Source organism: Mycobacterium sp. IDUB_24, from assembly GCF_055419385.1.
Window position 1 is genome coordinate 67733 of the sequence record NZ_JBVAXO010000011.1, and the last position, 22887, is coordinate 90619.

At 66.5% G+C, this 22887-nt stretch carries 26 protein-coding genes and 1 pseudogene; 16 read left to right on the top strand and 11 right to left on the bottom strand.

What is annotated here, in order from left to right; genetic code table 11:
- Positions 1-15 precede the first annotated feature (15 nt).
- The 3 genes from ACZYZF_RS29210 to ACZYZF_RS29220 are packed head-to-tail and all read right to left on the bottom strand — an operon-like array spanning position 16 to position 2426.
- Entirely contained in the window at positions 16-909 is an 894-nt protein-coding gene (locus tag ACZYZF_RS29210; protein ID WP_463743654.1) for a glycerophosphodiester phosphodiesterase, read from the bottom strand.
- 5 nt (positions 910-914) lie between these two features.
- Complete coding sequence (locus tag ACZYZF_RS29215) at positions 915-2045, bottom strand: DUF4328 domain-containing protein (RefSeq protein WP_463837566.1); 1131 nt, start codon at positions 2043-2045, stop codon at positions 915-917.
- A 39-nt stretch (positions 2046-2084) separates the two neighbouring features.
- The gene (locus tag ACZYZF_RS29220; protein WP_463743652.1) at positions 2085-2426 is read right to left on the bottom strand and encodes a rhodanese-like domain-containing protein; all 342 of its coding nucleotides are present in this window, start codon (positions 2424-2426) and stop codon (positions 2085-2087) included.
- Between the two features lie 435 nt (positions 2427-2861).
- Here ACZYZF_RS29220 and ACZYZF_RS29225 point away from each other — a divergent pair, with 435 nt between their 5' ends.
- From ACZYZF_RS29225 to ACZYZF_RS29240, 4 genes are all read left to right on the top strand, one after another.
- On the top strand, positions 2862-3020 hold the full coding sequence (locus ACZYZF_RS29225; RefSeq protein WP_463743651.1) for a hypothetical protein: 159 nt from the start codon (positions 2862-2864) through the stop codon (positions 3018-3020).
- 142 nt (positions 3021-3162) lie between these two features.
- Positions 3163-3786 carry a superoxide dismutase gene (locus tag ACZYZF_RS29230; RefSeq protein ID WP_463743650.1) on the top strand — a complete coding sequence of 208 codons (624 nt, stop codon included), beginning with the start codon at positions 3163-3165 and terminating at the stop codon, positions 3784-3786.
- Between the two features lie 231 nt (positions 3787-4017).
- Complete coding sequence (locus tag ACZYZF_RS29235; protein WP_463743649.1) at positions 4018-4554, top strand: peptidase; 537 nt, start codon at positions 4018-4020, stop codon at positions 4552-4554.
- 891 nt (positions 4555-5445) lie between these two features.
- Complete coding sequence (locus ACZYZF_RS29240; RefSeq protein WP_166907040.1) at positions 5446-5844, top strand: transcriptional regulator; 399 nt, start codon at positions 5446-5448, stop codon at positions 5842-5844.
- A 52-nt stretch (positions 5845-5896) separates the two neighbouring features.
- Here the strand turns inward: ACZYZF_RS29240 and ACZYZF_RS29245 are convergent, their stop codons facing one another.
- The 3 genes from ACZYZF_RS29245 to ACZYZF_RS29255 all read right to left on the bottom strand — a co-directional run bounded on the left by ACZYZF_RS29245 (position 5897) and on the right by ACZYZF_RS29255 (position 8790).
- The gene (locus ACZYZF_RS29245; RefSeq protein ID WP_463743648.1) at positions 5897-7003 is read right to left on the bottom strand and encodes a hypothetical protein; all 1107 of its coding nucleotides are present in this window, start codon (positions 7001-7003) and stop codon (positions 5897-5899) included.
- The gene (locus tag ACZYZF_RS29250) at positions 7000-7491 is read right to left on the bottom strand and encodes an ImmA/IrrE family metallo-endopeptidase (RefSeq protein ID WP_463743647.1); all 492 of its coding nucleotides are present in this window, start codon (positions 7489-7491) and stop codon (positions 7000-7002) included. The genes ACZYZF_RS29245 and ACZYZF_RS29250 overlap by 4 nt, the downstream gene beginning before the upstream one ends.
- 69 nt (positions 7492-7560) lie before the next feature.
- On the bottom strand, positions 7561-8790 hold the full coding sequence (locus ACZYZF_RS29255; protein WP_463837567.1) for a hypothetical protein: 1230 nt from the start codon (positions 8788-8790) through the stop codon (positions 7561-7563).
- Positions 8791-9002: 212 nt separating this feature from the next.
- Here ACZYZF_RS29255 and ACZYZF_RS29260 point away from each other — a divergent pair, with 212 nt between their 5' ends.
- From ACZYZF_RS29260 to rraA, 8 genes are all read left to right on the top strand, one after another.
- Entirely contained in the window at positions 9003-9659 is a 657-nt protein-coding gene (locus tag ACZYZF_RS29260; protein WP_463837568.1) for a DUF6474 family protein, read from the top strand.
- A gap of 9 nt (positions 9660-9668) precedes the next feature.
- Complete coding sequence (locus ACZYZF_RS29265; RefSeq protein WP_463837569.1) at positions 9669-10193, top strand: hypothetical protein; 525 nt, start codon at positions 9669-9671, stop codon at positions 10191-10193.
- 37 nt (positions 10194-10230) lie between these two features.
- Positions 10231-10917, top strand: a complete 687-nt coding sequence (locus tag ACZYZF_RS29270; protein ID WP_463837570.1) for a YcnI family copper-binding membrane protein — start codon at positions 10231-10233, stop codon at positions 10915-10917.
- The gene (locus ACZYZF_RS29275) at positions 10914-11420 is read left to right on the top strand and encodes a copper resistance CopC family protein (RefSeq protein WP_463743643.1); all 507 of its coding nucleotides are present in this window, start codon (positions 10914-10916) and stop codon (positions 11418-11420) included. Before ACZYZF_RS29270 ends, ACZYZF_RS29275 begins: the two co-directional genes overlap by 4 nt.
- Positions 11360-12250, top strand: a complete 891-nt coding sequence (locus tag ACZYZF_RS29280) for a CopD family protein (protein ID WP_463837590.1) — start codon at positions 11360-11362, stop codon at positions 12248-12250. The genes ACZYZF_RS29275 and ACZYZF_RS29280 overlap by 61 nt, the downstream gene beginning before the upstream one ends.
- Positions 12251-12336: 86 nt before the next feature.
- Complete coding sequence (locus tag ACZYZF_RS29285) at positions 12337-12843, top strand: hypothetical protein (protein WP_463743642.1); 507 nt, start codon at positions 12337-12339, stop codon at positions 12841-12843.
- A gap of 44 nt (positions 12844-12887) precedes the next feature.
- Positions 12888-13652 (top strand): MerR family transcriptional regulator, encoded by a 765-nt coding sequence (locus tag ACZYZF_RS29290; protein WP_463837572.1) that lies wholly within the window; start codon positions 12888-12890, stop codon positions 13650-13652.
- Positions 13653-13672: 20 nt separating this feature from the next.
- Positions 13673-14152 carry a ribonuclease E activity regulator RraA gene (gene rraA, locus ACZYZF_RS29295; protein ID WP_463743640.1) on the top strand — a complete coding sequence of 160 codons (480 nt, stop codon included), beginning with the start codon at positions 13673-13675 and terminating at the stop codon, positions 14150-14152.
- Between the two features lie 80 nt (positions 14153-14232).
- Here the strand turns inward: rraA and ACZYZF_RS29300 are convergent, their stop codons facing one another.
- A complete protein-coding gene (locus ACZYZF_RS29300) occupies positions 14233-15702 on the bottom strand; it encodes a flavin-containing monooxygenase (protein ID WP_463837573.1) in 1470 nt (489 codons plus the stop codon).
- Positions 15703-15780: 78 nt separating this feature from the next.
- On the opposite strand from ACZYZF_RS29300, the gene ACZYZF_RS29305 reads away from it, so the two are divergent.
- On the top strand, positions 15781-16422 hold the full coding sequence (locus ACZYZF_RS29305; protein ID WP_463743638.1) for a TetR/AcrR family transcriptional regulator: 642 nt from the start codon (positions 15781-15783) through the stop codon (positions 16420-16422).
- Positions 16423-16446: 24 nt separating this feature from the next.
- Positions 16447-17655 carry a DNA polymerase IV gene (gene dinB / locus ACZYZF_RS29310; protein WP_463837574.1) on the top strand — a complete coding sequence of 403 codons (1209 nt, stop codon included), beginning with the start codon at positions 16447-16449 and terminating at the stop codon, positions 17653-17655.
- A gap of 12 nt (positions 17656-17667) precedes the next feature.
- On the opposite strand, the gene ACZYZF_RS29315 is transcribed toward dinB, so the two are convergent.
- A complete protein-coding gene (locus ACZYZF_RS29315; protein ID WP_463743636.1) occupies positions 17668-18099 on the bottom strand; it encodes a hypothetical protein in 432 nt (143 codons plus the stop codon).
- Between the two features lie 14 nt (positions 18100-18113).
- On the opposite strand from ACZYZF_RS29315, the pseudogene ACZYZF_RS29320 reads away from it, so the two are divergent.
- Positions 18114-18383, top strand: a pseudogene (locus ACZYZF_RS29320) (YiaA/YiaB family inner membrane protein); the annotation flags it as partial.
- On the opposite strand, the gene ACZYZF_RS29325 reads toward ACZYZF_RS29320, so the two are convergent.
- Positions 18372-19379: a PHP domain-containing protein gene (locus ACZYZF_RS29325; protein ID WP_463837575.1), complete on the bottom strand. Its 1008-nt coding sequence runs from the start codon at positions 19377-19379 to the stop codon at positions 18372-18374. The pseudogene ACZYZF_RS29320 and the gene ACZYZF_RS29325 sit on opposite strands and share 12 nt — an antisense overlap.
- A gap of 8 nt (positions 19380-19387) precedes the next feature.
- Positions 19388-19765, bottom strand: coding sequence for a thiol-disulfide oxidoreductase DCC family protein (locus ACZYZF_RS29330; protein ID WP_463743634.1), 378 nt, complete (start codon positions 19763-19765; stop codon positions 19388-19390).
- Positions 19766-19844: 79 nt separating this feature from the next.
- Here ACZYZF_RS29330 and ACZYZF_RS29335 point away from each other — a divergent pair, with 79 nt between their 5' ends.
- Positions 19845-21479, top strand: coding sequence for a SulP family inorganic anion transporter (locus ACZYZF_RS29335; protein WP_463837576.1), 1635 nt, complete (start codon positions 19845-19847; stop codon positions 21477-21479).
- Here the strand turns inward: ACZYZF_RS29335 and ACZYZF_RS29340 are convergent.
- Entirely contained in the window at positions 21472-22818 is a 1347-nt protein-coding gene (locus ACZYZF_RS29340) for an NAD-dependent succinate-semialdehyde dehydrogenase (RefSeq protein WP_463837578.1), read from the bottom strand. The genes ACZYZF_RS29335 and ACZYZF_RS29340 overlap by 8 nt on opposite strands.
- Positions 22819-22887 lie beyond the last annotated feature (69 nt).

Below are 22887 nucleotides of genomic sequence, written 5' to 3' on the forward strand. Positions count from 1 at the left end.
GCCAGCTGCTAACACTCAGTCCCGGCCGGCACCGGTCAGGCCGTTCTGCAGCCAACTCTTGGTGCGGCCGGGATGATTCGTGGCCACCCATCCCACGCCGATGTCGCGGCAGAACTGCACGTCTTCGTAATGGTCGACGGTCCAGCAGTACAGTGCCCGTCCCTGGGCGGCGGCCCGATCCACCAGCTCCGGGTGTTCACGCAGCGTCGCGATGGACGGACCGACCGCGGTGGCCCCGACCGTCGTGGCGGCACTGCCGCCCAGGTACCGCGACGTCTCACCGAGCAGCACCGTCGGCAGCATCGGAGCGGCCCGGCGAATCCGCCACACGGCTGCCGCGGAGAAGGACATCACCACCGCGCGGGAGAGATCGGCCGAGGCCGGAGCGGCGATTCCGTAGCGGTGCAGCAGTGCCAGCACCTTGTTCTCGACCAGCGCGCCGTAGCGCACGGGATGTTTGGTCTCGATGAACAACTTGACCGGCCGGTTCCAATCCAGCACCAGCGACACGAGGTCGTCGAGGGTCAGCAGCCCGGTATCGCCGAGCGCGCCCTCGAGGTCTCCGTCGGTTTCGTCACCGCCGTCACCGCCCTCACCATCGTCGGACCGTCCGCCGGCATGCCACGATCCGTAGTCCAGCCTGCGCAACTCGGCCAGCGTCATCTCACTGACCAGACCGGTGCCCGTGGAGGTGCGGTCGACCCGGCGATCATGTACACACACCAAGTGGCCGTCGCGGGTCAGCCGCACATCGCATTCGACACCGTCGGCACCTTCACGCAGTGCCAGGTCGTATGCGGCGAGCGTGTGTTCGGGTTTCGCGGCGGATGCTCCCCGGTGGGCCACCACGAACGGATGCCCAGGCCCCGGTGTCGCTTGCGCAGCGGCTCCGCCGTCGCCCGTTTCCATACGGCCTATGCTGCCGGGTTCTGCCCTTGGGCCTCAACCGGAACGGCGGATTCAGCGGAATCTTCACCATTCTGCGAAGTGTCGTCCGCCTCGGCGTGGTCCGGGGACGGGTCAGGCGCCGGGCCGGGACCAGAGGACTCGGGCTCGATCACCACCCAGCGCCGGACGCTGCGCTCAGCCGTCGTACCGCTGCCCTCGAACCCGACGAACACCTTGGCGGTCAACAGGAATGCCGCCAGCGCCAGCAGGTACCCGACGATCGCGGTCATGGTGTTGTTCGCGATGTTCTGTGGTGTGTCGTTGAAGAACGTCACATACACGGTGCTCACCATCGACGCGAACGCGACCACTGCGCTGAACACCCAGACGATCCACCACACCACGATCTGGCGACGCAGGTGTGAGAGGCGCGCTTCGAGCGCGGCCAGCTCCCACACGAACACCGGCGCCATCACTAGATTCACACCGGGCAGCAGACAGCACAGCCACAGTGTCCTGGTGCTGCGCGGATCCACCTCGCCGTGCGCGGCATACCCGGCGGCGCGCCGCGTGATCAGCCAACGCACCAACGTCACCACCGCGACGACCACGACGCCCATCGCCACCACGCTGGCCAGCAGCCCGATGACCACGCCGCCGACCGCGATCAGCGGATGCAGAAGCACGCTGCGGTTGATCAGCAGCAACACGTAACGAATCACATGGGCGAAGGCCGCAATTCCCAGCACCACCATGGCCACGACGAGCATGAGACGCACATTGCCGGCATCGGTCTCGGCCTCGGTTTTCTGAGGCTGTTCCTCGAGGTCGAACTGTTGGTGCAGGCCCCAACTCGGAATCGCGCGGTAGTGCGGCGTCGGGCCGAGCGAGCGCCGCTGCCGGCGCTGGTGCGGGGGAGGCCCCGGGCGCAGGGCGACCCAGCGATAGCCGGGAGCGAGATGCGGTGGAGTGCGCCCTGCGGTCGGCGATGACGGCGCCGGAGGCCGGGCAGCGGGTCCCCATTGGGACTGGGATTGGGACTGCGACAACAACGGCGCAGAAGGCGCCAACAACGAACCGCCGCACCGGGGACACCACGACCGTTGCCGGTCACGCACGTTCCAGCGCGTCCCGCACTGCGAACACACCTGGATCATCCGACCAGCCTAGTCACGATCTCCGGACAGCCCCCGCGGTCAGACGGTTCCCGGGCCGCCGGCGTCGGTGATGACGGGACGCCCAGCCCCGGCCCAGGCCAACATTCCGCCCTCGACATTGGTCGCGGTGTAACCGTTACGGGCCAGATAGTTCGCCACACGCAGGGAACGTCCACCCGCGTGGCAGACCACGTACAGCTCGGCGTCCGGGTCGATCTCGGCGATTCGCGCCGGCACATCACCCATCGGGATGTGCTGGGCTCCTTCGGCGTGACCGCGTTGCCATTCGTCGTCTTCACGGACGTCGAGAAGTACCACGGCCCCGCCGAACGTGGTGGGTACCGCAGCGATATCTGCCTGCCCGACTTCCACATCGTCCATGCCCTCAATGCTCGCATGCCCACGGTGCTGAGCGCACCCGCCCCTGATGGCTCAACGCGGTGTTAGCAACGCAAAGCTATCCACAGTTTCCACAGGTTCATCCACAGGCCCACCACCTGGAGAAAAGCCCCCGAAATGGGCATTACTGTGCGGTAGCTGTCCAACACTGTGGATAAACCTGGGCTGTTCACGGCAGCGATCAACAGCCACCACCGGTGCGGAGCGAAATTAAGCACTCGGCTAAACCGCGGTCATCGGCGCCGAGCGGGCCCGGTTGGGATCAGCCTGATTCCAGGCGCTGAACCCGCCTCATACCAGTTACGCGGAGGCCGATTTTCCCCTGGCCATTACACGGGCTATGATCGGCGTCACACCAGCTGTTGTGACAGAACTCACTGGAGGGCAAGCATTGATCGTGCAGGTCAGGAGTGTTTGATGGCGTCACATCCGATCGGATCGGGATCAGCGTTTCCGCAGCCCGAATGGCATTCATCCGGACATCTGCACACCCGTAACCAGTTGATGTCCTTTCTTCGGGCCAGCGTGATCGCCCTGCTGCTGCTCGGCGTACTCGCCGTGATCGTCTTGCTCTGACTTGTTCTGACCGACGCCCGATCGGGTATACGTGTGGTCGGCGCGCGCGTCCTTGCGGTGCGCCTTGCGATGGAGCAATGTTGACGACGATCTTGACGATCTGAAGCCTGGCTCAATCGATCGATAATGAGGAAGGAATCTCGTGGCTGAATACACCCTGCCAGACCTGGATTACGACTACGGAGCTCTGGAGCCCCACATCTCCGGGCAGATCAACGAACTCCACCACAGCAAGCACCATGCGGCGTACGTCAAGGGCGTCAACGATGCCGTCGCCAAGCTTGACGAGGCACGGGCCAACAGTGACCACGCTGCGATCTTCCTCAACGAGAAGAACCTGGCCTTCCACCTCGGCGGCCACGTGAACCACTCGATCTGGTGGAAGAACCTGTCTCCCAACGGTGGCGACAAGCCGACGGGCGACCTCGCTTCGGCTATCGATGATCAGTTCGGTTCGTTCGACAAGTTCCAGGCGCAGTTCACTGCCGCCGCCAACGGGCTGCAGGGCTCGGGTTGGGCAGTGCTCGGCTACGACAGCCTCGGCGACCGGCTGCTGACGTTCCAGCTCTACGACCAGCAGGCCAACGTGCCGCTGGGCATCATCCCGCTGCTGCAGGTCGACATGTGGGAGCACGCTTTCTACCTGCAGTACAAGAATGTCAAGGCCGATTACGTCAAGGCCTTCTGGAACGTCGTGAACTGGGAGGACGTGCAGAACCGCTATGCAGCGGCTACCTCCAAGACCAACGGCCTGATCTTCGGCTAGTTCCGGTCTCGGTCCGATTTTGAGGGCTTGATCGGTTTTCTGATCTCTCACCAAGGGGCGTCGCGCGAACTGCGTGACGCCCCGCCCTCGTTTTTGGCCGACTCGTTATCGGGCCGGATCCCGTGTCGCCTTGCACCGTGCCGGTTGCTGCCGCATCCTGATGTGATCGACCCACCGACGTGTCGGAGCACCGGCCAGCCGGCGAGCCAACACCGATGTCCCGGAGGCGATATGGATACGACGGGGTCCGGCCGGGCGATTGAGATCGCCCCTTTTCATTCCGGTGGTGCGCTCAAAGGGTTTGTGGTGCTGGGCCGATGGCCCGACTCCACCAAAGAGTGGGCGCAACTTCTCATGGTCACTGTCCGGGTGGCCTCGCTGCCCGGATTGCTCTCCACCACAACGATTTTCGGCGTTCGCGAAGAATTACCCGAGGCGCCGCGCCCCGGCACTGTCGGCATTGTCATCGCCGAGGGACCGGTGGTCGGCGAATCCGCGGTTCCGCCCGGGTATTTCGCCGACCATCAACCGCCGGCACTCCTGATGTTGCATCCGCCGTCGGAGACAACGCCGTCGCTTCCCGAGTGCACCGGCGCCGCTTCGGGCTGCGTGTTGCTACCCGGCCTTCCGCATCTCGGACTGGAACACCGCGCGGCCTGGGTCGAAGCCGAATCCGACGGCACGGTCACGTCGATGGTCAGCAGGGTGGGTGTCGATCCGATCAGCCATCCCGATACTGCGATCCTGGCGATGCTGTTGGCGGCGTAGGCGCGCCAGATGTGGGACAGCTTCTCCAACAAAGAGAATCCAGCTGCCCGAAAAGGATAGGAACCCTAGCGGGCTCGGCGGACAACAGCTAGGGTCCTCTAAATCAGCGAAGGGCGGAAGCCCGCAATCGTCGCGTCGACATGCCGGCCATGAGCCCGGTCGACAGCTTGCGGTGCGGTGGGCGACACCTTCGACCGTAGGTGGGGTAAGCCGCGTGAGCGGCAGGTATCGGCGGTGTGTCGAAAGGTCGCCATGTCCGCAGACGCAGACGTCAGCGTCTTAACAGGGTCGCCGATATCGGCGACCCAGTATGTGTTTCAGATAGCCGTGATGACCCGCCGCAACCGTCAACGTCGGCGCATTTGTACCGTCGATTGTCCGGCCACGGCGGAAACCTCCGCCCGCTTCCGCCTGGCAACAGCCTTCCACAATCGGTACCGGAATCCGCCCAGGCCTGTCTGGCTATCGCGCGCGACGGGGCTGACGGGCATTCCACCGCCCAACCTGTAACGTGTTCCACGTCGTCCTACAACGGCGCCGCGCGGAATCCGACGCGACCCTGGACCTGCACTCTAGCAAATATTCGTTTCTGTCAGTCACGGCACCGCTTCGGTTGCCGGTCAAGAGGTTGATCATGATCGGGCACCCCTGTGCTCGCAGCTCATCGCGGCCAATGCAACGCAGCCGTCACCTTTTGCATTGTCAGACGGCACAATCCCGCCGCACCCCTACGGCGAAGGCGCCGGTATCCGCAGCAGAGGCCACCCAAACACAAAGCCCGTTTAACTTTTGTGGCGTTTGCACTTGGTTGTCGTCACAACACTCGCTACGATGGTCAGCAAATACGCCGCCTAATTCGTACCGCTCGTGAAGCATGTGGAGGTCAAATCGATGAGCAAGACGTTCGCCGCCCGCCTAAACCGCCTGTTCGATACGGTTTATCCACCTGGGCGCGGACCCCATACGTCTGCCGAGGTGATCGCCGCACTCAAGTCCGAGGGCGTAACCATGTCGGCCCCGTACCTGTCGCAACTCCGTTCGGGCAACCGGACCAACCCGTCGGTGGCAACCATGGCCGCACTTGCCAACTTCTTCCGGATCAAACCGGCTTACTTCACCGACGACGAGTACTACGAGAAGCTCGACAAGGAGCTGACCTGGCTGGCCAGCATGCGTGACGAGGGGATCCGCCGGATCGCCGCCCGGACCGTCGGGCTGTCCAACGAGGCTCAGCAGGATCTGGTGCAGAAGGTCGATGAACTGCGCCGCCGGGAACACCTCGACGGCTGATCCGTCGGTTCGGCCGGCACTTTCGCACAGCTGAGCTCCGCTCGCGCGGGTTTCAGCTGTGCGACGCCGTGCGGTCCAATTCCCGGTACTGCTCGGCAATCGCCAGAATCCATTCCCGGTCGGAATACGATGCGGGCTGGCTCAACCAGGCCAGCCCCGGGAACGCCGAATCCTTGTCGTCGTCGCGGGTTTCGTAGATCCACTGGGCGATGACCTCGGCCTGATCCCGGGGTGGTACCTGAGGGCGCTCGTCATCCCCCAATTGTGTTGTGTCGCTTGCTTCATGCTGCTGTGCGTCGGCGGCGGTGGCCTCAAGATAGAGCGCATCGGAGATCAGCGACATCCGCTCGGCGACGCGAAACACCAACGGTCCACGCGGCCGCACCCCGATGCCCACATCGGGCTGACGCCGGGCCAACTCGCTCAGCAGCGGTTTGATGGTCCGCAATTCCTGGCGTGCCCCGAACCAGTCTTCGACACTCGGCAGCAGCGATCCGGCGGCGACAACGATCATCGCGCAACCGAGGAGGGTGGCCGCGGCGCCGACTCCGACGGGTTCGGTCCGGCCCGCGGCCCGGAGCAGGACGAAGCCGATGGCTCCCACGATCAGCACCATGCCGATGGTGAACAGGAACAGCGCCCGCCCACGCCGGCTGCGGTTCGAGTAGCGCAGACCGGCCCAGACCACCAGGGTGAGCGCCAGAAACACGTAGAGCAGTGGCAGCAGCCACGAGGCGCCGTGCGATCCGAGGTCTCGCCTCAGATACTCGGCGGGGGACATCTCCGGTTGCCGACCGGCGCGGAAGAAGATCGCCAGGCTGATGACGACGACGACGCCGGCGATGCCGTACTGGATCAACGCGATACGACGGGTGAGCGTGGCCGAATGGCCCGAGGACGCAGTCGTGATCATGACGCAACTGCCTGCCGCACACGCGATCAGCGCGACCTGACTCAGACCGGCGGCGATGTTGGGCCAGTGCACCACCGTGTCGATCAGCAGGGCGAGCGGCTCCCAGTTCAGCGCGGCTACCACGCCCAGGCTGCCCAGCGACAGGATCATCGCAGAGCTCACCAGGGATTGTTTGTTGACCAGAGCCCAGCCGATGCGCAGGCCGGTGGCCAGGCCAAGTAGGCCGGCGATCACCCAGACGATCAACCAAACGCCTCTCCGAGGCGGACCTGCACGATCGATGACCGGTCGGACGGCAACCGGCCGAGGCGGTAGAGCAGGAGCGCGGCGAAGTCCTCGGCCTCCTGCTCGATGTCCTCACCGTTGGGGCCCATGCAGCCGGTCCGCTGGTTGAGCATGTAACTGATCAGATCTGAGGTCGCCACCTCGGCCGAGGCCGCGGCAGCGTCCACGATCGATATGCCTTCGTGCCCGAGGACCAGGTGCCCGAGTTCGTGAGCCAGGGTGCGGTCCCAGGCCGGCAGACCCTGCTGGATGAGGAACACATCGCGGTCGGTGTATTGCCGCCACTGCCCACAGACACCGGTCGGAAGCTCGGCCATGGTCAACTCGATCGGCCTGCCGCGGTCCGCGGCCACCGCGTCGACCAGGCGGGTCAATGTGACTTCACCCTGTCGCGGGGCGAGGTCGAGCACCTCGTTCACAGCGCGCGTGACGCTTCGACTGGCGGACATGATCCCCCTTTCCACCCTTTCGTAGCACGCCCGGAGAAGTCCGATTACCTGGATTCTTCCAAGTCATACCTAGCTCATGAACCGGCGGGCATCGATCGGGACCGTCCGGCCTGCTTTGGCCTGCCGGTAACCCAGGAGTCCACCGAGGCCGGTCAGGGCCATCATTCCGGTCACCCCGGGCAGTGCAACCGCCGCGAGTTCCCTCGTGTTCGCGGTGCGCAGGTAGTCCGCGTACCCGGCCCGGAAGGCCACCGGCATCACGGAGTCCAACCCGACAGCGGCGGGAGGCAGCGACTCGGTGCGCATCTTGATGTTGGGTTGCACCTCGGGTCCCGATCGCGGCCCGGACTGCGGCCCGTGGTCAGAGCCCGAAGCCTCCAACGGCAGCGCGAGCGGCGGAACGATGACCGGCAGGGCGATGACCGGAACGACGATCGGCGGCACCCCGGCCGCCGCGGCCAGACCTGGCGGGGGTGCCACGGCCACGTCGGGAGCCTGCGCCTGCACTGCCGGCATGAGCATGTCCGGTGGGCGCGGGTAGTTGAACGGCGCCGGGACACCGCCCAAACCAACACCGCCTCCACCGCCGGCGGAACCCCCGATGAGGGTGGTCGCAGAGGTGGTCTCCGAGGTCGATTTCGTGGTCGTCGCAGAGGTGGTCTCCGAGGTCGATTTCGTGGTCGTCGCCGAGGTGGTTTCCGACGTCGTCCCGGTGGTCGTCTCGGTGGTGGCCGAGGTGGTTCGTGAGGTTGTCACCGTGGCCTCGGTGGAGGTCACCGCTGTCGACGTCTCGACCGAGGCCGAGGTCGTCGGCGTCTCCGTCTCCGAGGGCTGCGAGGTGGGTGGCGTCTCCGTCTCCGTCTCAGTCTCGGACGGCTTCGTGCTCGGTGGGGCCGTGTCGGTCTTGGTCGGTGTCTTGGTGTCGGTTCCAGTTTGCGGAGGCGTCTGTGTTCCGGAGGGTTGCGCGGTGTCCGTAGGTTCCCCGGTCTTGGTCGGTTTGCCCGTCGTCTTGGTGGGCTTGCCGCTCGTTTTGGTGGGCTTGTGGGACGTGCGGGTGCCCATGGACCCGGTGCCGCCGTCATTTTCGCCCTGGTCGTCGCCGTCCTGGGCATGGCCGTGGCCGTGGTCCTTGCCGTCGTGCCCGTCGTGGCCGTTGCCGGCGCTGTTCGACGATTCCTGCCCACCATCAGACCGACCCCGATTGGGGTCGGCAAATGCCAATGCCCCTCCGACACCGGCGATGATCAGGCCCGTTAGCACCAGACCGGTCGAGGCGGCGACGCGCAACCGCGAACGCACGTTCTCACCACCCTTTCGCGCACCGCCCAACAGCTTCGATTGATGAATCTGATTCTTGCACAACCGGGCAGTTCAAATTTGCTAGCTGAGGCGATTGCCCCCGCCCTGGGCGGGGAGCCGCAGCGGAGCAAATCCACCGGACGATACTGTGGGTCTGCAGCACTTCTGCGGTGACCATGAACACACGACGAATTGACCGGGAGGCAACCGGAATGGGCCTGTTCACGCGACGAAAAAGCCGCGCCACCCGCCGCGCCGAAGCCCGCGCCATCAAGGCCAAGGCCAAGCTGGAAGCTCGGCTCACCGCAAAGAACGACGCCCGTCGCATCAAGTCCGATCAAAAATCTGCGCGGCGGGCCCTCAATGCTCAGGTCAAAGCGCAGCGGGACAGTGACCGCAATGCCCTCAAGGTAGCCGAAACCGAGTTGAAGGCGGCCCGCGAGGGACGCCTGCTCTCCCCCGTCCGGATTCGCCGCCTACTCACCGTCACACGTTTGCTGGCGCCGGTGCTTGTGCCGTTGATCTACCGGGCCGCCACGGCCGCCCGGGGCGCTCTGGACGAGCGTCGCGCCGATCGCCTCGGTGTCCCGCTGGCCCAGCTCGGTCAGTTCTCCGGGCACGGCGCCGAGCTGTCCGCGCGGATTTCCGGCGCCGAGCAGACCCTCCGACAGGTCGCCGAGAAGAAGCCCAAGGACGCCGAGACCAAACAGTTCGTCACAGCGATCAACGAGCGGCTGACAGATCTGGCCGCAGCGGTGACCGCCGCCGAGAACATGCCGACCGCACGTCGCCGTGGCGCCCATGCGGCGATCGCTGCCCAACTCGACGGCATCGATGCCGATCTGATGGCTCGGCTCGGGCTGGTCTAGCGCACTTCCATGACCGGCGCCCGTATCGACTCCGCAGCCACGCTGCGCGGTACGGCCGTCGGCTCACTCACTGCCGCGCTGGCCATCGCCGCTCATGGCGCGGCCGGTGGTGCCGTGCCGGGCGGAGCCGTGGCCGCCCAACTCGTGGTCCTTGCGGTGACGTTGGGGTCGGTGGCCGCGACCCTGGCCGGTGCAAACCGCACCGCGGTGTTGTGGGGTCTGCTCGGTACCGGCCAGCTGGTGGCCCACGGGTTGTTGGCCACGGCCGGTCACGCACACGCCGCGCCGTCCGGCCCGGCGATGTGCGGCGCGCACGTGGCAGCGGTATCGCTCGGCGCGGGTCTGATCGCCTGCGGCGCGCGCTTGTCGGCAGCGGTTTCGCGGGTGGCGCGCGCGGTGGTGAGGGCTGGCCGCCTGACCCCGGGATCGACGGTCTGCGTCGCGGCACGCAGCGCAGATCAGCCGTTGCACTCAGCCTTGCTTCTCGCCGCTTCGGTGTCTCATCGGGGTCCGCCGGTCGGCGTCGCAGCCTGACCATCCGACCCGATCAACTCCAGAAAGACCACCCCGAATGCAACCCTTCACCGGGGCGTCCTCGCGCGCCCTCCTCACGACCGCCGCGGTAGCCGTCACCGGTCTGCTCACCGCCGCACCGGCCTGGGCCCATGTCCACGTCGATGCCGAGAATCCGACTCCGGGGACCACCTCGGTGCTCACCTTCCGCGTCCCCGGCGAGTCCGATACCGGCGCGCTGACAACACGATTGACGGTCGACCTACCGAACGTCGCGTCGGCCCGCACCGAGGTGATGCCGGGCTGGACCGCCAAGCTGGACCGTGATACCTCGGCGGGCACGGTCCGGACGGTGACGTGGACCGCGGCGCCCGGGGTGGGTATCTCACCCGAGCAGTTCGCCCTGTTCCGGGTGTCGGTCAAGCTCCCCGACGCGGCGACGGCGACCTTTCCGGTCACCCAGACCTACTCCGACGGCTCTGTGGTCCGCTGGGATCAGCCGCCCCTGCCCGATGGCAGCGAGCCCGAGCATCCGGCCCCGCAGTTGACGCTGACCGGCGCACCTCCCGCGGCGGGCCACCCCGAGCACGGCACCGAGGTGCCTGCGGCACCCAGCACTGCGCCCTCGCCGGTCGCGCAGGCCGCGGGCACCGTCGACAACTCGGCCCGCTGGCTGGCCGGCGGGGCGTTGATCGTGGCGGCCGCCGCCGTGGTCGCAAGCCTGCTGAACCGGCGCCGGCCATGAGCCGGCTGCTGGCTGCCACTCTGACCGGGCTGATCTTGGCGTCCTCTGCCTTGCTCGGAGCCCCCGCGGCATCGGCGCATGCGGCCCGGATCGCCGCCGACCCCGCCGAACATTCCGCGTTGACCAGCTCACCGCCGCGCGTGAGCGCCACGTTTAACGAGGCACTGCAGCCTGCCTTCGCCAACATGACGGTGGTCGGGCCGGACAAGAACCTGTGGTCCGAGGGCGATCCGAAGGTGGCCGGCGCAGTGCTCAGCGTCGGGGTCCGTCCGCTCGGCCCAGCCGGTACGTACACGGTCAACTACCGGGTGACCTCGGCCGACGGACATGTGGTGTCGGGTTCCTGGTCGTTCGACCTGACGGTCGCCGGGTCAGGTACGCCGGGAGCTGCCGCGTCGTCGCCTGCGCAGTCCGACGGCGGCATCGTGGTGTGGCCGTTCGTATTGGTCGCGGTGGTGCTCATCGGTGGTGGAGCCTGGTGGGCGGTCCGGCGTCAGCGGTGACCGGCTTGCTGATCCGGGCGCTGGCTGACGGCGCCGCCATCGTGACCCTGGGCCTGGCAGCGGTGCCACTGCTCGAATCCGACCGCTACCGCGCCGAATTGAGCCGCAGGGCCGCGGGACCGCTCGGGTTGGTCGCGGCGATCTGGCTGCTGACCGAGATCGTGCGGTTGACCGTGGAGGCGGCGCAGACGGCGGGCGTCGGGTTCTGGCAGATCGGCGTCCGCACCCTGGCCGACTTCGGCCTCTATACGACGGCGGGCCGTTCGGGGCTGGTCGGCATCGCCGCCGCGGTGATCGTGGCGGGCGTGGCAATCCTGGCCCCGCGCGGTGCGACCACGACGGTCACGACGGTCGGTCTCGCCGCAGTCGGGATGGCCGCCAGGACGCTGGCCGGCCATCTCGCGGAGAGCCCGGTCGGCGGCATAGCGGTGGCGGTGCACGCGCTGGCCGCCGCGGTGTGGTGCGGCGTGCTGGCCGCGCTGGTGCTCACTGTGACGCACCGGGGTCAGTGGGCCAGGGTGTTGCCCCGGTTCTCGCAGTTGTCACTGTCGTGCGTGGGGGTGCTGCTGGTCGCCGGCGTCACCGGGGCGGCGATCAAGTTGACCTCGCCCGCCGAGTTGTGGGCCACCGGCTATGGCCGGGTGCTGGCGGCCAAGGTGGTCGTGACCGTGGTCCTGTTGGTGCTGGCCTGGCGAAACCGGTCACGGTGGCTGCCCGCGGCGCGGGCGCATCGCAGCAGCGCCGCGTTGTCGCAGAACCGCTCGTTGGTGGAATTGGGCATCATGGCTCTTGCGGTCACCCTTGCGGCGGCTCTGGCCGTCACAGGCTGACCGCTGCGGCGCCTGGCATGATGGAAACACTGCCGGCCCCCGACCGCGCTGGCGCGGAACACCAGCTACTGCAAAGGAGCAGCCAGATGGCAGAGCAGCAGGATCAACCCGCCGAGAAGCCCGAAACCGCAGCGCAGTCCGGTGCGGCTGATGCGTCGGCGTCCGGCGCGGATCCTGCTCCGCCCACCCCGGCGCCCAAGCCTGGTCCGCCGCCGGCCAAGAAAGCTCCTGCCAAAAAGGCTCCGGCGAAGAAGGCAGCGGCGAAGAAGGCTCCCGCCAAGGCCGCCAAGAAGGCCCCGCCGAAGAATGCCCCGGTCAAGAAGGCTCAGCCTGCCCCGCCGGCCGCCCCGCCTCCGGCAGAGCCGAAGCCCGCTCCCGTCATTCCGTTGCCCGATGTCGCCAAGGCCGCCAAAGAGGCTGCGGCGCAAGCTAAGTCAACTGTGACCTCGGCCGCCAACCCGGTGTCCGGCCCCGTCCCGGTTCCGCTGAGCGAGAGTCCGTCGTCCAAGCTGCCGCTGATCGCGGCGGCAGCCGTCGGCCTGTTGGCCCTGGTGCTGGTGTTGCTCAGCCGACGAAATGCCGAGGAAGACTGATTGTGGCTTGACCCTGACGCGACGTCAGGGCCAATAGTGGCCTCATGCACGCAGATCCGCAGGTGAGATCCGTCGGCGCGGTCGCCGCGCTGACGGAAATCTCGGTGCGGACCCTGCATCACTACGACCACATCGGTCTGGTGGTGCCCAGCGTGCGTACTGCGGCGGGTTACCGCGGCTACACCGATGCCGATGTGGAGCGTTTGCACCTGGTGCTGGTGTACCGGTCGGCCGGGCTGGCGCTGGAGGCGATCCGGTCCCTGCTCGACGATCCCGATGCCGACGTCCTCGCCCACCTGCAACGCCAGCACAGCCTGCTGTGCGAGCAGGCCGAGCAGTTACAGCAGACCATCAAGGCAGTGGAGGAATTGATGAGCGCCCACGACCAAGGAATTCAGCTCACCGCCGAGGAGCAGGTGGAGATCTTCGGCAGTGCGGTTTTCGACGAGCACGACGACGAGGCCCGCGAGCGCTGGGGTGAGACCGAGGAATGGCGGCAATCGCGGCAACGCACCGCACAGATGACCAAGCAGGACTGGATCGAGTTCAAGGCCGAGAACGATGCGCTGCTGGAAGCGCTGGCCGAGGGGAAGCGCGCCGGGGTACGTCCCGGGTCGGCGCGGGCCGACGAGCTGGCGGCCCGGCATCGCGCCAACATTTCCCGGTTCTACGACTGCAGCGACGACATGCACGTCTGTCTGGCCAACATCTATGTGGAGGATGAGCGGTTCGCCCGCTACTACGACGATGCCGAGCCCGGGCTGGCCCAGTTCGTGCACGACATCATCGTGCAAAGCGTCGCCGGATAGCCGGCTGCGATAATCGCCGGGTGAGTATCGAACCGCGCGCCACCGCTGATCTGGTCGACGAGATCTACCCCGACGTCCGTAGCTGCGATCTGCAGCTGGGCAACTACGGCGGCAGGACCATGTTCGCCGGGCCGATCACCACGGTGCGCTGCTTCCAGGACAACGCTCTGCTCAAGTCGATCCTGTCCACCCCGGGTAACGGCGGCGTGCTGGTGGTCGACGGCGGCGGGTCACTGCACACCGCGCTGGTCGGCGACATCATCGCCGGACTGGCCCACGACAACGGCTGGTCGGGCGTCGTGGTCAACGGGCCGGTGCGGGATGCGGCGACCCTGCGCACCATCGACGTCGGGATCAAAGCCCTGGGGACCAACCCGCGCAAGGGCACCAAGACGGGCGAGGGCGAACGCGACGTGCCGGTGGAGTTCGGCGGCGTGACGTTCGTCCCGGGCGAGGTCGCCTACTGCGACGAGGACGGCATCGTCGTCGTCGCCCCGTAGGTCACCCCTCAACGCGAGCAGACACAAACCTGCCCTTTTCCACGTGGAAATGGGCAGTTTTGTGTCTGCTCGGCGGGGAACTAAACCTTCACTGCGGCACGGTGTTTGGTGAACAGCAGCGACTCCTCGTCGACCTTGCCGTACCGGATGGTCCGCATGTCGAAGAAGTAGTTCTGCTTGAGCTTCCACGGCGCTTCCGAACCCGACTTCGGCAGGGTGTCCATGGCCCGCCGGAAGTAGCCCGGGGTGAAGTCCATGAAGGGCAGCTCGTCGACCGCGTCGCCGGGGTGCTGCGGCTCGACCCGGTCGAAACCGTTGGCGTCCATGTAGTTCAGCACGCGGCAGATGAACTCGGACACCAGGTCGGCCTTCAGCGTCCACGATGCGTTGGTATACCCGAAGGTGATGGCCATGTTCGGCACGCCCGAGAGCATCAGACCCTTGTAGGTCATGGACCCGGTCAGGTCGATCGGTTCGCCGTTGCGATTCGCCGTCGCACCACCGAACAACTGCATGTTCAGACCCGTTGCAGTGACGATGATGTCAGCCTGCAACTCCTCGCCGGAAGCCAGCTTGATGCCGGTCTCGGTGAAGGTCTCGATCGTGTCGGTGACGACGCCGGCCTTGCCCGAGCGGATGGCCTTGAACAGATCCCCGTTGGGCGCCAGGCAGACTCGCTCGTCCCACGGGGCGTAGCGCGGGCTGAAGTGCTTGTCGTAGTCGAAGTCCTGGGGCAGGCGGCGGGTCCCCATCTTGCGCAAGAACTGCTTGAAGATCGACGGGAAGCGGCGTGCGACCTGGTACTGGCCGGTGCTGTAGCCGATCTGCTTCCACCGGTTGACGAAGTGCGCCAGGTCCTTCGGCAGGTACTTGTTGGTCTTCACGGCCACCGGATCGACCAGCGGGAGGGATCCGACGTAGGTGGGTGACCGCTGCAGCATCGTGACGTGTCCGACGCCGCCGTCGACCAGCGACGGGATGAGGGTGATGGCGGTGGCACCGGAGCCGATCACCACGACGTTCTTGCCGGTGTAGTCCAGGTCCTCGGGCCAGTGCTGGGGATGGATGATCTGGCCCTTGAAGTTCTCGGCGCCCGGGAATTCGGGTGAGTAGCCCTCGTCGTAGTTGTAGTAGCCACTGCACACCGACAGGAACGACGCGGTGATCTGCTTGGCTTCGCCGTTGTGCTCGACGTCGATGGTCCAGCGGTTGTCGGCATCCGACCAGTCCACCGAGAGGACGCGATGGCCGGTGCGGATGTGGTTCCTGATGCCGTTCTCGTCGGCGGCCTCGTTGATGTAATTCCAGATCGACTGGCCGTCGGCGATGGACTTGGCCGACTCCCACGGCTTGAACCGGAACCCGAGGGTGAACATGTCCGAGTCGGAACGGATGCCCGGGTACTTGAACAGGTCCCAGGTGCCGCCGATGTTCTCCCGACGCTCCAGGAGTACGTAGCTCTTGGTCGGGCAGCGGTCCTGCAGATGCCAGGCGGTGCTGATGCCGGAGATGCCGGCGCCGACGATCACAACATCGAAATGTTCGGTCATGGGACCGACGGTATCAACATGGTGTTGATGTGGTCAACAGTGTGTTGATAAATTCAACGCGGTGTTAGGGTGCTCATTGTGACCACCTCCAGCACGACCCGCGCCCCCCGCGGTCGACGAGCCGCCCGGCCGTCGGGCGACGATCGTGAGGCCGCCATCCTCGAGACGGCACGGCAACTGCTGGAGACCAAGAAATTCGCCGACATTTCGGTCGATGACCTGGCCAAAGGCGCCGGGATCTCCCGGCCCACGTTCTACTTCTACTTCCCGTCGAAGGAAACCGTCCTGCTGTCGCTGATCGATCCGCTGATCAAACGCGCCGACACCGGTTTCGACAGCGCGCTGGAGGACATGCCGGCCGATCCGAAGCGGGCGATCCGGCGCGGCATCGAGATCTTTTTCGACTCGTTCGCGTCACATCCCGCGACAGCGCGCGCCGGCACCGAGGCACTGAACAGCAGCCCGGAGTTCCGGACTTTCTGGGCCGGGCTCATGCAGAAGTGGATCAACCTGACCGCGGCCCTGATCAGCGCCGAACGCCAACGGGGTGCCGCCCCGCACACCATTCCCGCACTGGACCTGGCGACCTCGCTCAACCTGATGAACGAGCGGACCATCATGTCTGCCCTGGGCGCCGAACAGCCCGCGGTGGACTACGACAAGGTGGTCGACACCCTCGCCCACATCTGGCTGACCAGCATCTACGGCGACACGTCGTAACCAGTCAGCCACCTATGCGAACATATGTTCGTGTCACTTGCGCAGGCGGCCATCCTGCACGCTGATCTCGATTCGTTCTACGCATCGGTCGAGCAGCGCGACGATCCGGCCCTGCGTGGCCGCCCGGTGATCGTCGGCGGTGGCGTGGTGCTGGCAGCCAGTTATGAAGCCAAGGCGTTCGGGGTCCGCACGGCGATGAGTGGTGGCCAGGCCCGGGCGCTCTGCCCGCAGGCCATCGTGGTGCCGCCGCGGATGTCGGCATACTCCCAGGCCAGCGCGCACGTGTTCGAGGTGTTCCACGACACGACGCCGGTGGTGGAGCCACTGTCGGTGGACGAGGCGTTTCTCGACGTGTCCGGGTTGGGCCGGGTGTCCGGCACCCCGGTGGAGATCGCCCGACGGCTGCGCGAACAGGTCAGCGAGCAGGTTGGCCTGCCGATCACCGTCGGCATCGCCCGCACCAAGTTCCTGGCCAAGGTGGCCAGTCAGGTGGCCAAGCCGGACGGTCTGCTGCTGGTGCCGCCCGATCGGGAGCTGGCGTTCCTGCATCCACTGCCCGTGCGCCGACTGTGGGGCGTAGGTGCCAAGACTGCCGAAAAGCTCCATGCCCACGGGATCGAGACGGTCGCCGATGTGGCCGAGTTGCCCGAGTCGGCCCTGCGCCCCATGGTCGGCGGCGCGATGGCGCGACAGCTGTATGCGTTGTCGCGCAACATCGATCGACGCCGGGTGACGACGGGGGTGCGGCGCAGTTCGGTCGGTGCCCAACGCGCTCTCGGGCGGCGCGGGAACACCATGTCGGCCGCTGAGGTGGATGTCGTGGTGGTCAACCTCGTCGACCGCATCACCCGCCGCATGCGGGGTGCCGGGCGTACTGGTCGGACCGTCGTGTTGCGCCTGCGCTTCGATGATTTCGGGCGGGCGACCCGGTCGCACACCATGCCTCGGGCCACCGCCTCGACAGATGCGGTCCTGGGCGCGGCCCGCGCGCTGGTCACCGCCGCCGCGCCGGTGATCGCCGAGCGGGGCCTGACCCTGATCGGGTTCGCGGTGTCCAACATCGACCACCAGGGCAGTCAACAGTTGGAATTGCCCTTTGAATCAGAACCGGATCCGGTGGCCATCGACGGCGCGATCGACGAGGTACGGCAGCGGTTCGGCAACGCCATGTTGACCCGCGGGGTGCTGGTCGGACGTGATCCCGGCTTGGAGATGCCGACGCTGCCGTACTGAACAGATGCGGTCCTAGAAGAACTGCGCGGCAATGAATCCGGCCAGCAGCACGGCGAATCCGCCGATTTCGCCGCCGATGAGGGCCAGCATCCCGGCATGCAGGCCCGCGGTGGGCTTTTCGAATTGGTTGGTGGTGTCCCGTTTTGCGCCGTGCTCGATGTAGGCCGCAATGGCAATGACGAAGAACGCCACGAGCACCATCGCCGCGGTGAGGTTCACCCAGGTGGGCCAGGCGCTGAGTTCGACGAATACGGCGACGAGCAGTGTCGCGAACGAATACAGCAGGGCCGCCCGGTGTGCGATGTCGACATACGGATGGGCCAGATGGTTCTCGCTGGTGGCCATCTGCCGGTATTTCCACACCCCGAGCACCAGCGCCAGCAGGAAGATCAGGCCGGCGGCCAGCAGGGTGATGACGGTGTCGATCCCGAGATCCGCGTGCATCGCGTGAGCTTAGACCGAGGGTCACCGCCGCTTTCTCCCTCCAGGCCGCAATCGCCTTCGGGGCAAGCTTCATCGGTCTGCTCGGCGGGGTCTTGTTCCTACCGCTGGATCTGTGGCAGCGGCTGTTCCTGGCGATGACGGTCCTGTTCCTCGTGACAAGCTCGTTCACCCTCGCCAAGGTGATCCGGGACCAGCAGGAAGCCACGACGATCCGGGTCCGGCTCGACGAGGCACGCATGGAAAAGCTGATCGCCGAACACAATCCGTTCACCTCAGCGGCCTGAGACCCACTCCAGGAGCTGTTCGGCGGGCCAGGTGTTGACGATGCGCTCGACCGGGACCTCGGCATCCACGGCGCGCTGGGCCCCGTAGCCGAGGAACTCAAGCTGGCCGGGCGCATGGGAATCGGTGTCGATGCTGAACAGGCATCCGATGTCGAGCGCCTGCTTCAGCAGCCGGGTCGGCGGGTCACGCCGTTCCGGCCGGGAGTTGATCTCGACGGCCGTGCCGTGGTCGAGGCAGGCGGTGAACACCTTCTCGGCGTCGAACTTCGACTCCGGCCGCACGCCGCGTCCGCCGGTGACCAGGCGCCCGGTGCAGTGCCCGAGAACATCGGTGTGTTGGTTCGACACCGCTTTGACCATGCGCCGGGTCATGGATGCCGAGTCCATGGCGAGCTTGGAGTGCACACTGGCCACCACCACGTCGAGGCGTTGCAGCAGTTCGGGCTCCTGGTCCAACGATCCGTCTTCGAGGATGTCGACCTCGATTCCGGTGAGGATGCGCATCGGCGCCACGAGTTCACGGATTTCCTCGATGACGTCGAGTTGCTCGCGCAACCGGTCGGGCGACAGCCCGTTGGCGATCTTGAGCCGCGGCGAGTGATCGGTCAACGCGCAGTACTCATGGCCCAGGTCGCGCGCGGCCAGCATCATCTCTTCGATGGGAGCCGATCCGTCCGACCAGTTCGAGTGCACATGCAGGTCACCGCGCAGCGCGGCGCGAATATCGCCACCTCCGAGATCTACGGCGGCCGAACGTAATTCGACGAGGGTATCCGGTTCACGGCCAGCCCAGGCCTGGGCGATCACCTTCGCGGTCTTGGGCCCCACCCCGGGCAGTGACTGCCAATTGTTCGACGCGCCCAGACGCTCGCGCTGCTCGTCGGTCAGCGACTCGACGGCATCGGCGGCATTGCGGTAGGCCATCACCCGTCGCGGGTCTTCCCGCGCGCGGTCCTTGTAATACGCGATCTGGCGCAGCGCGGTCACCGGATCCATCGGCATACTCAGCAGTCCCCCGGGCGCGCCTCGCAGTGCGGCGTGGTGCCCGGGAACCGGTAGCGGTGGGTGGCGATCCAGCGGTAGATCGCGTTCTGCAGGTGTCGCACACCTGGTACGTGGTAGAGCCGCAACGGAATTCGTGTCCCAAACCCGGCGGATACCGCGGCGTTGATCGCTTCGGCACCGCGGTAGACCACTCCCGACGAGTCCTGCCACCACGCCGCTTCCAGCATCTCGTCGGCCGGCACACCGAGTCGGTCCGCCGTGCCCGGTCGCTGGAACGGCGCGATGTGGAGGTCTCCGGTCCGTTGTCGATCGGTCAGCGCGTTGACACTGCGGGTGCACATCCCGCAGTTGCCGTCGAAGTACAGGACACCGCTCATACCTTCAGTGTGCCCAGCTTTCGCGATACCGTACAGTGGATTGCGAAATTGCTCAATCCATCAATCCGTCAGGCATACCGTGATCAGGACCGCCGCCGGCAGATTAGGTCAGCTGCTGCCCCATCGCGACGATTACGCCGAGGTGCCACGCTCGTGGCGGCGCGACGTCCTCGCCGGGGTGACCGTCGGCGTGGTGGCGCTGCCGTTGGCGCTGGCGTTCGGGATCAGTTCCGGCGTGGGAGCGGCCGCAGGGCTGGTCACGGCGGTGGTGGCCGGCCTGGTCGCCGCCGTGTTCGGCGGTTCCCATGTGCAGGTGTCCGGCCCGACGGGGGCGATGGCGGTGGTCCTCGCGCCGATCGTCGCGTTACATGGGCTCGGCAGCATCGCGTTGGTGACCGTCGCGGCCGGCCTTGTGGTGCTGGCGGCCGGGGCCACCGGCCTCGGCCGGGCCGTGACATTCATCCCGTGGCCGGTGATCGAGGGGTTCACGCTGGGCATTGCGATGATCATCTTCCTGCAACAGGTCCCGGCCGCCTTCGCGCAGCAGGCTCCGGCCGGTGAGCGCACACTCCCCGCCGCGATCGCGGTGGTCACCCAGGCGGACTGGACAACCGCGGCGAAAACCCTTGCGGTAGTGGCTGTTGTCGCGCTCCTCATGGTCGCCCTGCCCCGGCTGCACCGCGCCATTCCCGAATCGCTGACTGCGGTGATCGTGGTTACCGTCCTGGTTTCTGTGCTCCACTTTCCGGTCGCGGCGATCGGTGAGTTGCCGTCACACCTGCCCACCCCGGTGCTGCCCCACGCCGACCTCGGCGCATTGCGCACCCTGCTGGGTGCGGCGCTGGCCATCGCCGCACTGGCGGCCATCGAATCGCTGTTGTCGGCGCGGGTGGCCGCAACCATGTCGCCCACCGGGCCGTACGACCCCGACCGTGAGCTGGTGGGGCAGGGTCTGGCATCGGTCGCCTCCGGAGTCTTCGGTGGCATGCCCGCCACCGGCGCGATCGCCCGCACCGCGGTCAACGTCCGGTCCGGCGCCAGGACGCGGGTGGCGGCAATCGTGCACTCGCTTGTCCTGCTCGGAGTGGTCTACCTGGCCACCGGCCCGGTGTCCACCATTCCGCTGGCCGCACTGGCCGGGGTGCTGATGGTCACGTCGTTCCGCATGATCTCGGCGGTCACGATCCGGAAGATCTTGCGCTCCACGCGATCCGACGCGTTGACGTTTAGCCTGACGGCCGCGGTGACCGTATGCTTCGATCTGATCGAAGCCGTAGAGATCGGCGTCGTCGTCGCGGCGTTCTTCGCGTTGCGTTCGGTAGCGCGGCGCAGCAGCGTCGTTCGCGAGGAGCTCCCCGGTCCACCACAGCCCGGCGACGATCAGATTGCGTTGCTGCGCCTCAATGGCGCAATGTTCTTCGGTGCAGCCGAACGCATTTCGAGTGCAATCGTGGACGCCGAGCATCCGCAGACATCCGTCGTCATCATCCGGATGTCGCAACTGGGCATGCTCGATGCCACCGGAGCACACACCCTCGCGGAGATCGCCACCGAACTGGAATCGCGCGGTATCACGGTGATCATCAAGGGCGTTCGCCCCGAACACGCCGAGTTGCTGACCAACGTCGGCGTGTTCGAGTCACTGCGACACGAGAATCACCTGCTCGATTCGCTCGACGAGGCGATCGAGCATGCTCGCACTCACGTCAGCTGACGGTGCGGATCAACTTCTTGTTCACGAACTCGTCCATGCCGAACTTGCCCAGCTCGCGCCCGAAACCGGACCGCTTGATGCCACCGAACGGCAACTCGGCCCCCTCTGCACCGACGGCGTTGACGAACACCATGCCCGCGTCGATCCGATCGGCCACCCGGGCAGCCTGATCGGCGTCGGTGGTGAAGACGTAGGAGCCCAATCCGAACGGGGTGTCGTTGGCGATCTCGACTGCCTCGTCTTCCGAACTTGCCTTGTACACCACGGCCACCGGGCCGAACAGCTCCTGGCGGTAGGCGTCGTTGTCCTCGGTGACGCCGGTCAGCACAGCCGGTGGGTAGAAGGCACCGCGGCGCTCCCCTGCCGACTTCAGCTCGGCACCCTGCGCGACGGCGGCCTTGACCTGTTGCTCAAGCCTCTCGGCGGCCGGCTCCGAGGACAGTGGTGCGATCCCGTCGGCGGCGGCCAGCAGCTTGTCGGTGAACTTGGTCAGGAAGTCGTCGTAGATGTCCTCGGCGACGATGAAGCGCTTCGCGGCGTTGCAGGCCTGCCCGGTGTTCTCCATCCGTCCCTCGACCGCGGCCTGCACGGTCGCGTCAAGATCATCGGTGGACAGCAGGATGAACGGGTCGGAGCCGCCGAGTTCGAGCACGCACTTCTTGAGGTTGCGGCCGGCGATCTCGGCCACTGCGGCACCCGCCCGTTCGGAACCTGTCAGCGAGACCGCGGCCACCCGGGGGTCGGCGATGATCTCGGCGACCTGGTCGTTGGTGGCACGGATGTCGACGTAGGCGCCTTGCGGGAGCCCGGCCTCCAGGAAGATCAGCTGCAGCAGCTCGGCGGATTCGGGGCACTGCGGGGCGTGCTTGAGCAGAATTGTGTTGCCCACGATCAGGTTTGGACCGGCGAAGCGGGCGACCTGGTAGTAGGGGTAGTTCCAGGGCATGATGCCGAGCAGCACGCCGACAGGGCCACGCTTCACGACCGCTTTGCCTTCGCCCTCGAGCAGGGTGATCTCCTCGTCGGCGAGGAACTTCCCGGCGTTGTCGGCGTAGTACTGGTAGATCGCGGCGCTGAAGTCGACCTCGCCCAAGGCCTGGTCGCGCGGCTTGCCCATTTCACGGACGATGACGTCGGCGAGCTGTTCGCGGCGCTGCTCGTGCAGGGCGGCAACCTTGCCGATGAGCGCGGCCCGCTCGGCCACCGTGGTCGTACGTGCCCAGGTGCGGCCGGTCTTGGCGGCAGCCTCGATCGCGGCCTGGATCTCGGCGTCGGTCGAGGTCGGGTAGGTGGCGACCACCTTTGCGGTCGCCGGATCGGTGACTGCGTACTCGCTCATGTTCACTCCCAGATGGTCTGATCGCGGGATTCCGCATATTTCCCTGCCTGAGACTACCGATTGCGACGT

Bases quoted from the DNA above. Each gene is read 5' to 3' on its own strand.
- ACZYZF_RS29330 (WP_463743634.1), bottom strand. From the start codon at position 19,765: ATGAGCGGTGTCCTGTACTTCGACGGCAACTGCGGGATGTGCACCCGC.
- ACZYZF_RS29220 (WP_463743652.1), bottom strand. From the start codon at position 2,426: ATGGACGATGTGGAAGTCGGGCAGGCAGATATCGCTGCGGTACCCACC.
- dinB (WP_463837574.1), top strand. From the start codon at position 16,447: ATGTTCGTGTCACTTGCGCAGGCGGCCATCCTGCACGCTGATCTCGAT.
- ACZYZF_RS29275 (WP_463743643.1), top strand. From the start codon at position 10,914: ATGAGCCGGCTGCTGGCTGCCACTCTGACCGGGCTGATCTTGGCGTCC.
- ACZYZF_RS29250 (WP_463743647.1), bottom strand. From the start codon at position 7,491: ATGTCCGCCAGTCGAAGCGTCACGCGCGCTGTGAACGAGGTGCTCGAC.
- ACZYZF_RS29235 (WP_463743649.1), top strand. From the start codon at position 4,018: ATGGATACGACGGGGTCCGGCCGGGCGATTGAGATCGCCCCTTTTCAT.
- ACZYZF_RS29225 (WP_463743651.1), top strand. From the start codon at position 2,862: ATGGCGTCACATCCGATCGGATCGGGATCAGCGTTTCCGCAGCCCGAA.
- ACZYZF_RS29285 (WP_463743642.1), top strand. From the start codon at position 12,337: ATGGCAGAGCAGCAGGATCAACCCGCCGAGAAGCCCGAAACCGCAGCG.
- ACZYZF_RS29270 (WP_463837570.1), top strand. From the start codon at position 10,231: ATGCAACCCTTCACCGGGGCGTCCTCGCGCGCCCTCCTCACGACCGCC.
- ACZYZF_RS29325 (WP_463837575.1), bottom strand. From the start codon at position 19,379: ATGGATCCGGTGACCGCGCTGCGCCAGATCGCGTATTACAAGGACCGC.
- ACZYZF_RS29265 (WP_463837569.1), top strand. From the start codon at position 9,669: ATGACCGGCGCCCGTATCGACTCCGCAGCCACGCTGCGCGGTACGGCC.
- ACZYZF_RS29215 (WP_463837566.1), bottom strand. From the start codon at position 2,045: ATGATCCAGGTGTGTTCGCAGTGCGGGACGCGCTGGAACGTGCGTGAC.
- ACZYZF_RS29260 (WP_463837568.1), top strand. From the start codon at position 9,003: ATGGGCCTGTTCACGCGACGAAAAAGCCGCGCCACCCGCCGCGCCGAA.
- ACZYZF_RS29340 (WP_463837578.1), bottom strand. From the start codon at position 22,818: ATGAGCGAGTACGCAGTCACCGATCCGGCGACCGCAAAGGTGGTCGCC.
- ACZYZF_RS29210 (WP_463743654.1), bottom strand. From the start codon at position 909: ATGGAAACGGGCGACGGCGGAGCCGCTGCGCAAGCGACACCGGGGCCT.
- ACZYZF_RS29290 (WP_463837572.1), top strand. From the start codon at position 12,888: ATGCACGCAGATCCGCAGGTGAGATCCGTCGGCGCGGTCGCCGCGCTG.
- ACZYZF_RS29315 (WP_463743636.1), bottom strand. From the start codon at position 18,099: ATGCACGCGGATCTCGGGATCGACACCGTCATCACCCTGCTGGCCGCC.
- ACZYZF_RS29240 (WP_166907040.1), top strand. From the start codon at position 5,446: ATGAGCAAGACGTTCGCCGCCCGCCTAAACCGCCTGTTCGATACGGTT.
- ACZYZF_RS29300 (WP_463837573.1), bottom strand. From the start codon at position 15,702: ATGACCGAACATTTCGATGTTGTGATCGTCGGCGCCGGCATCTCCGGC.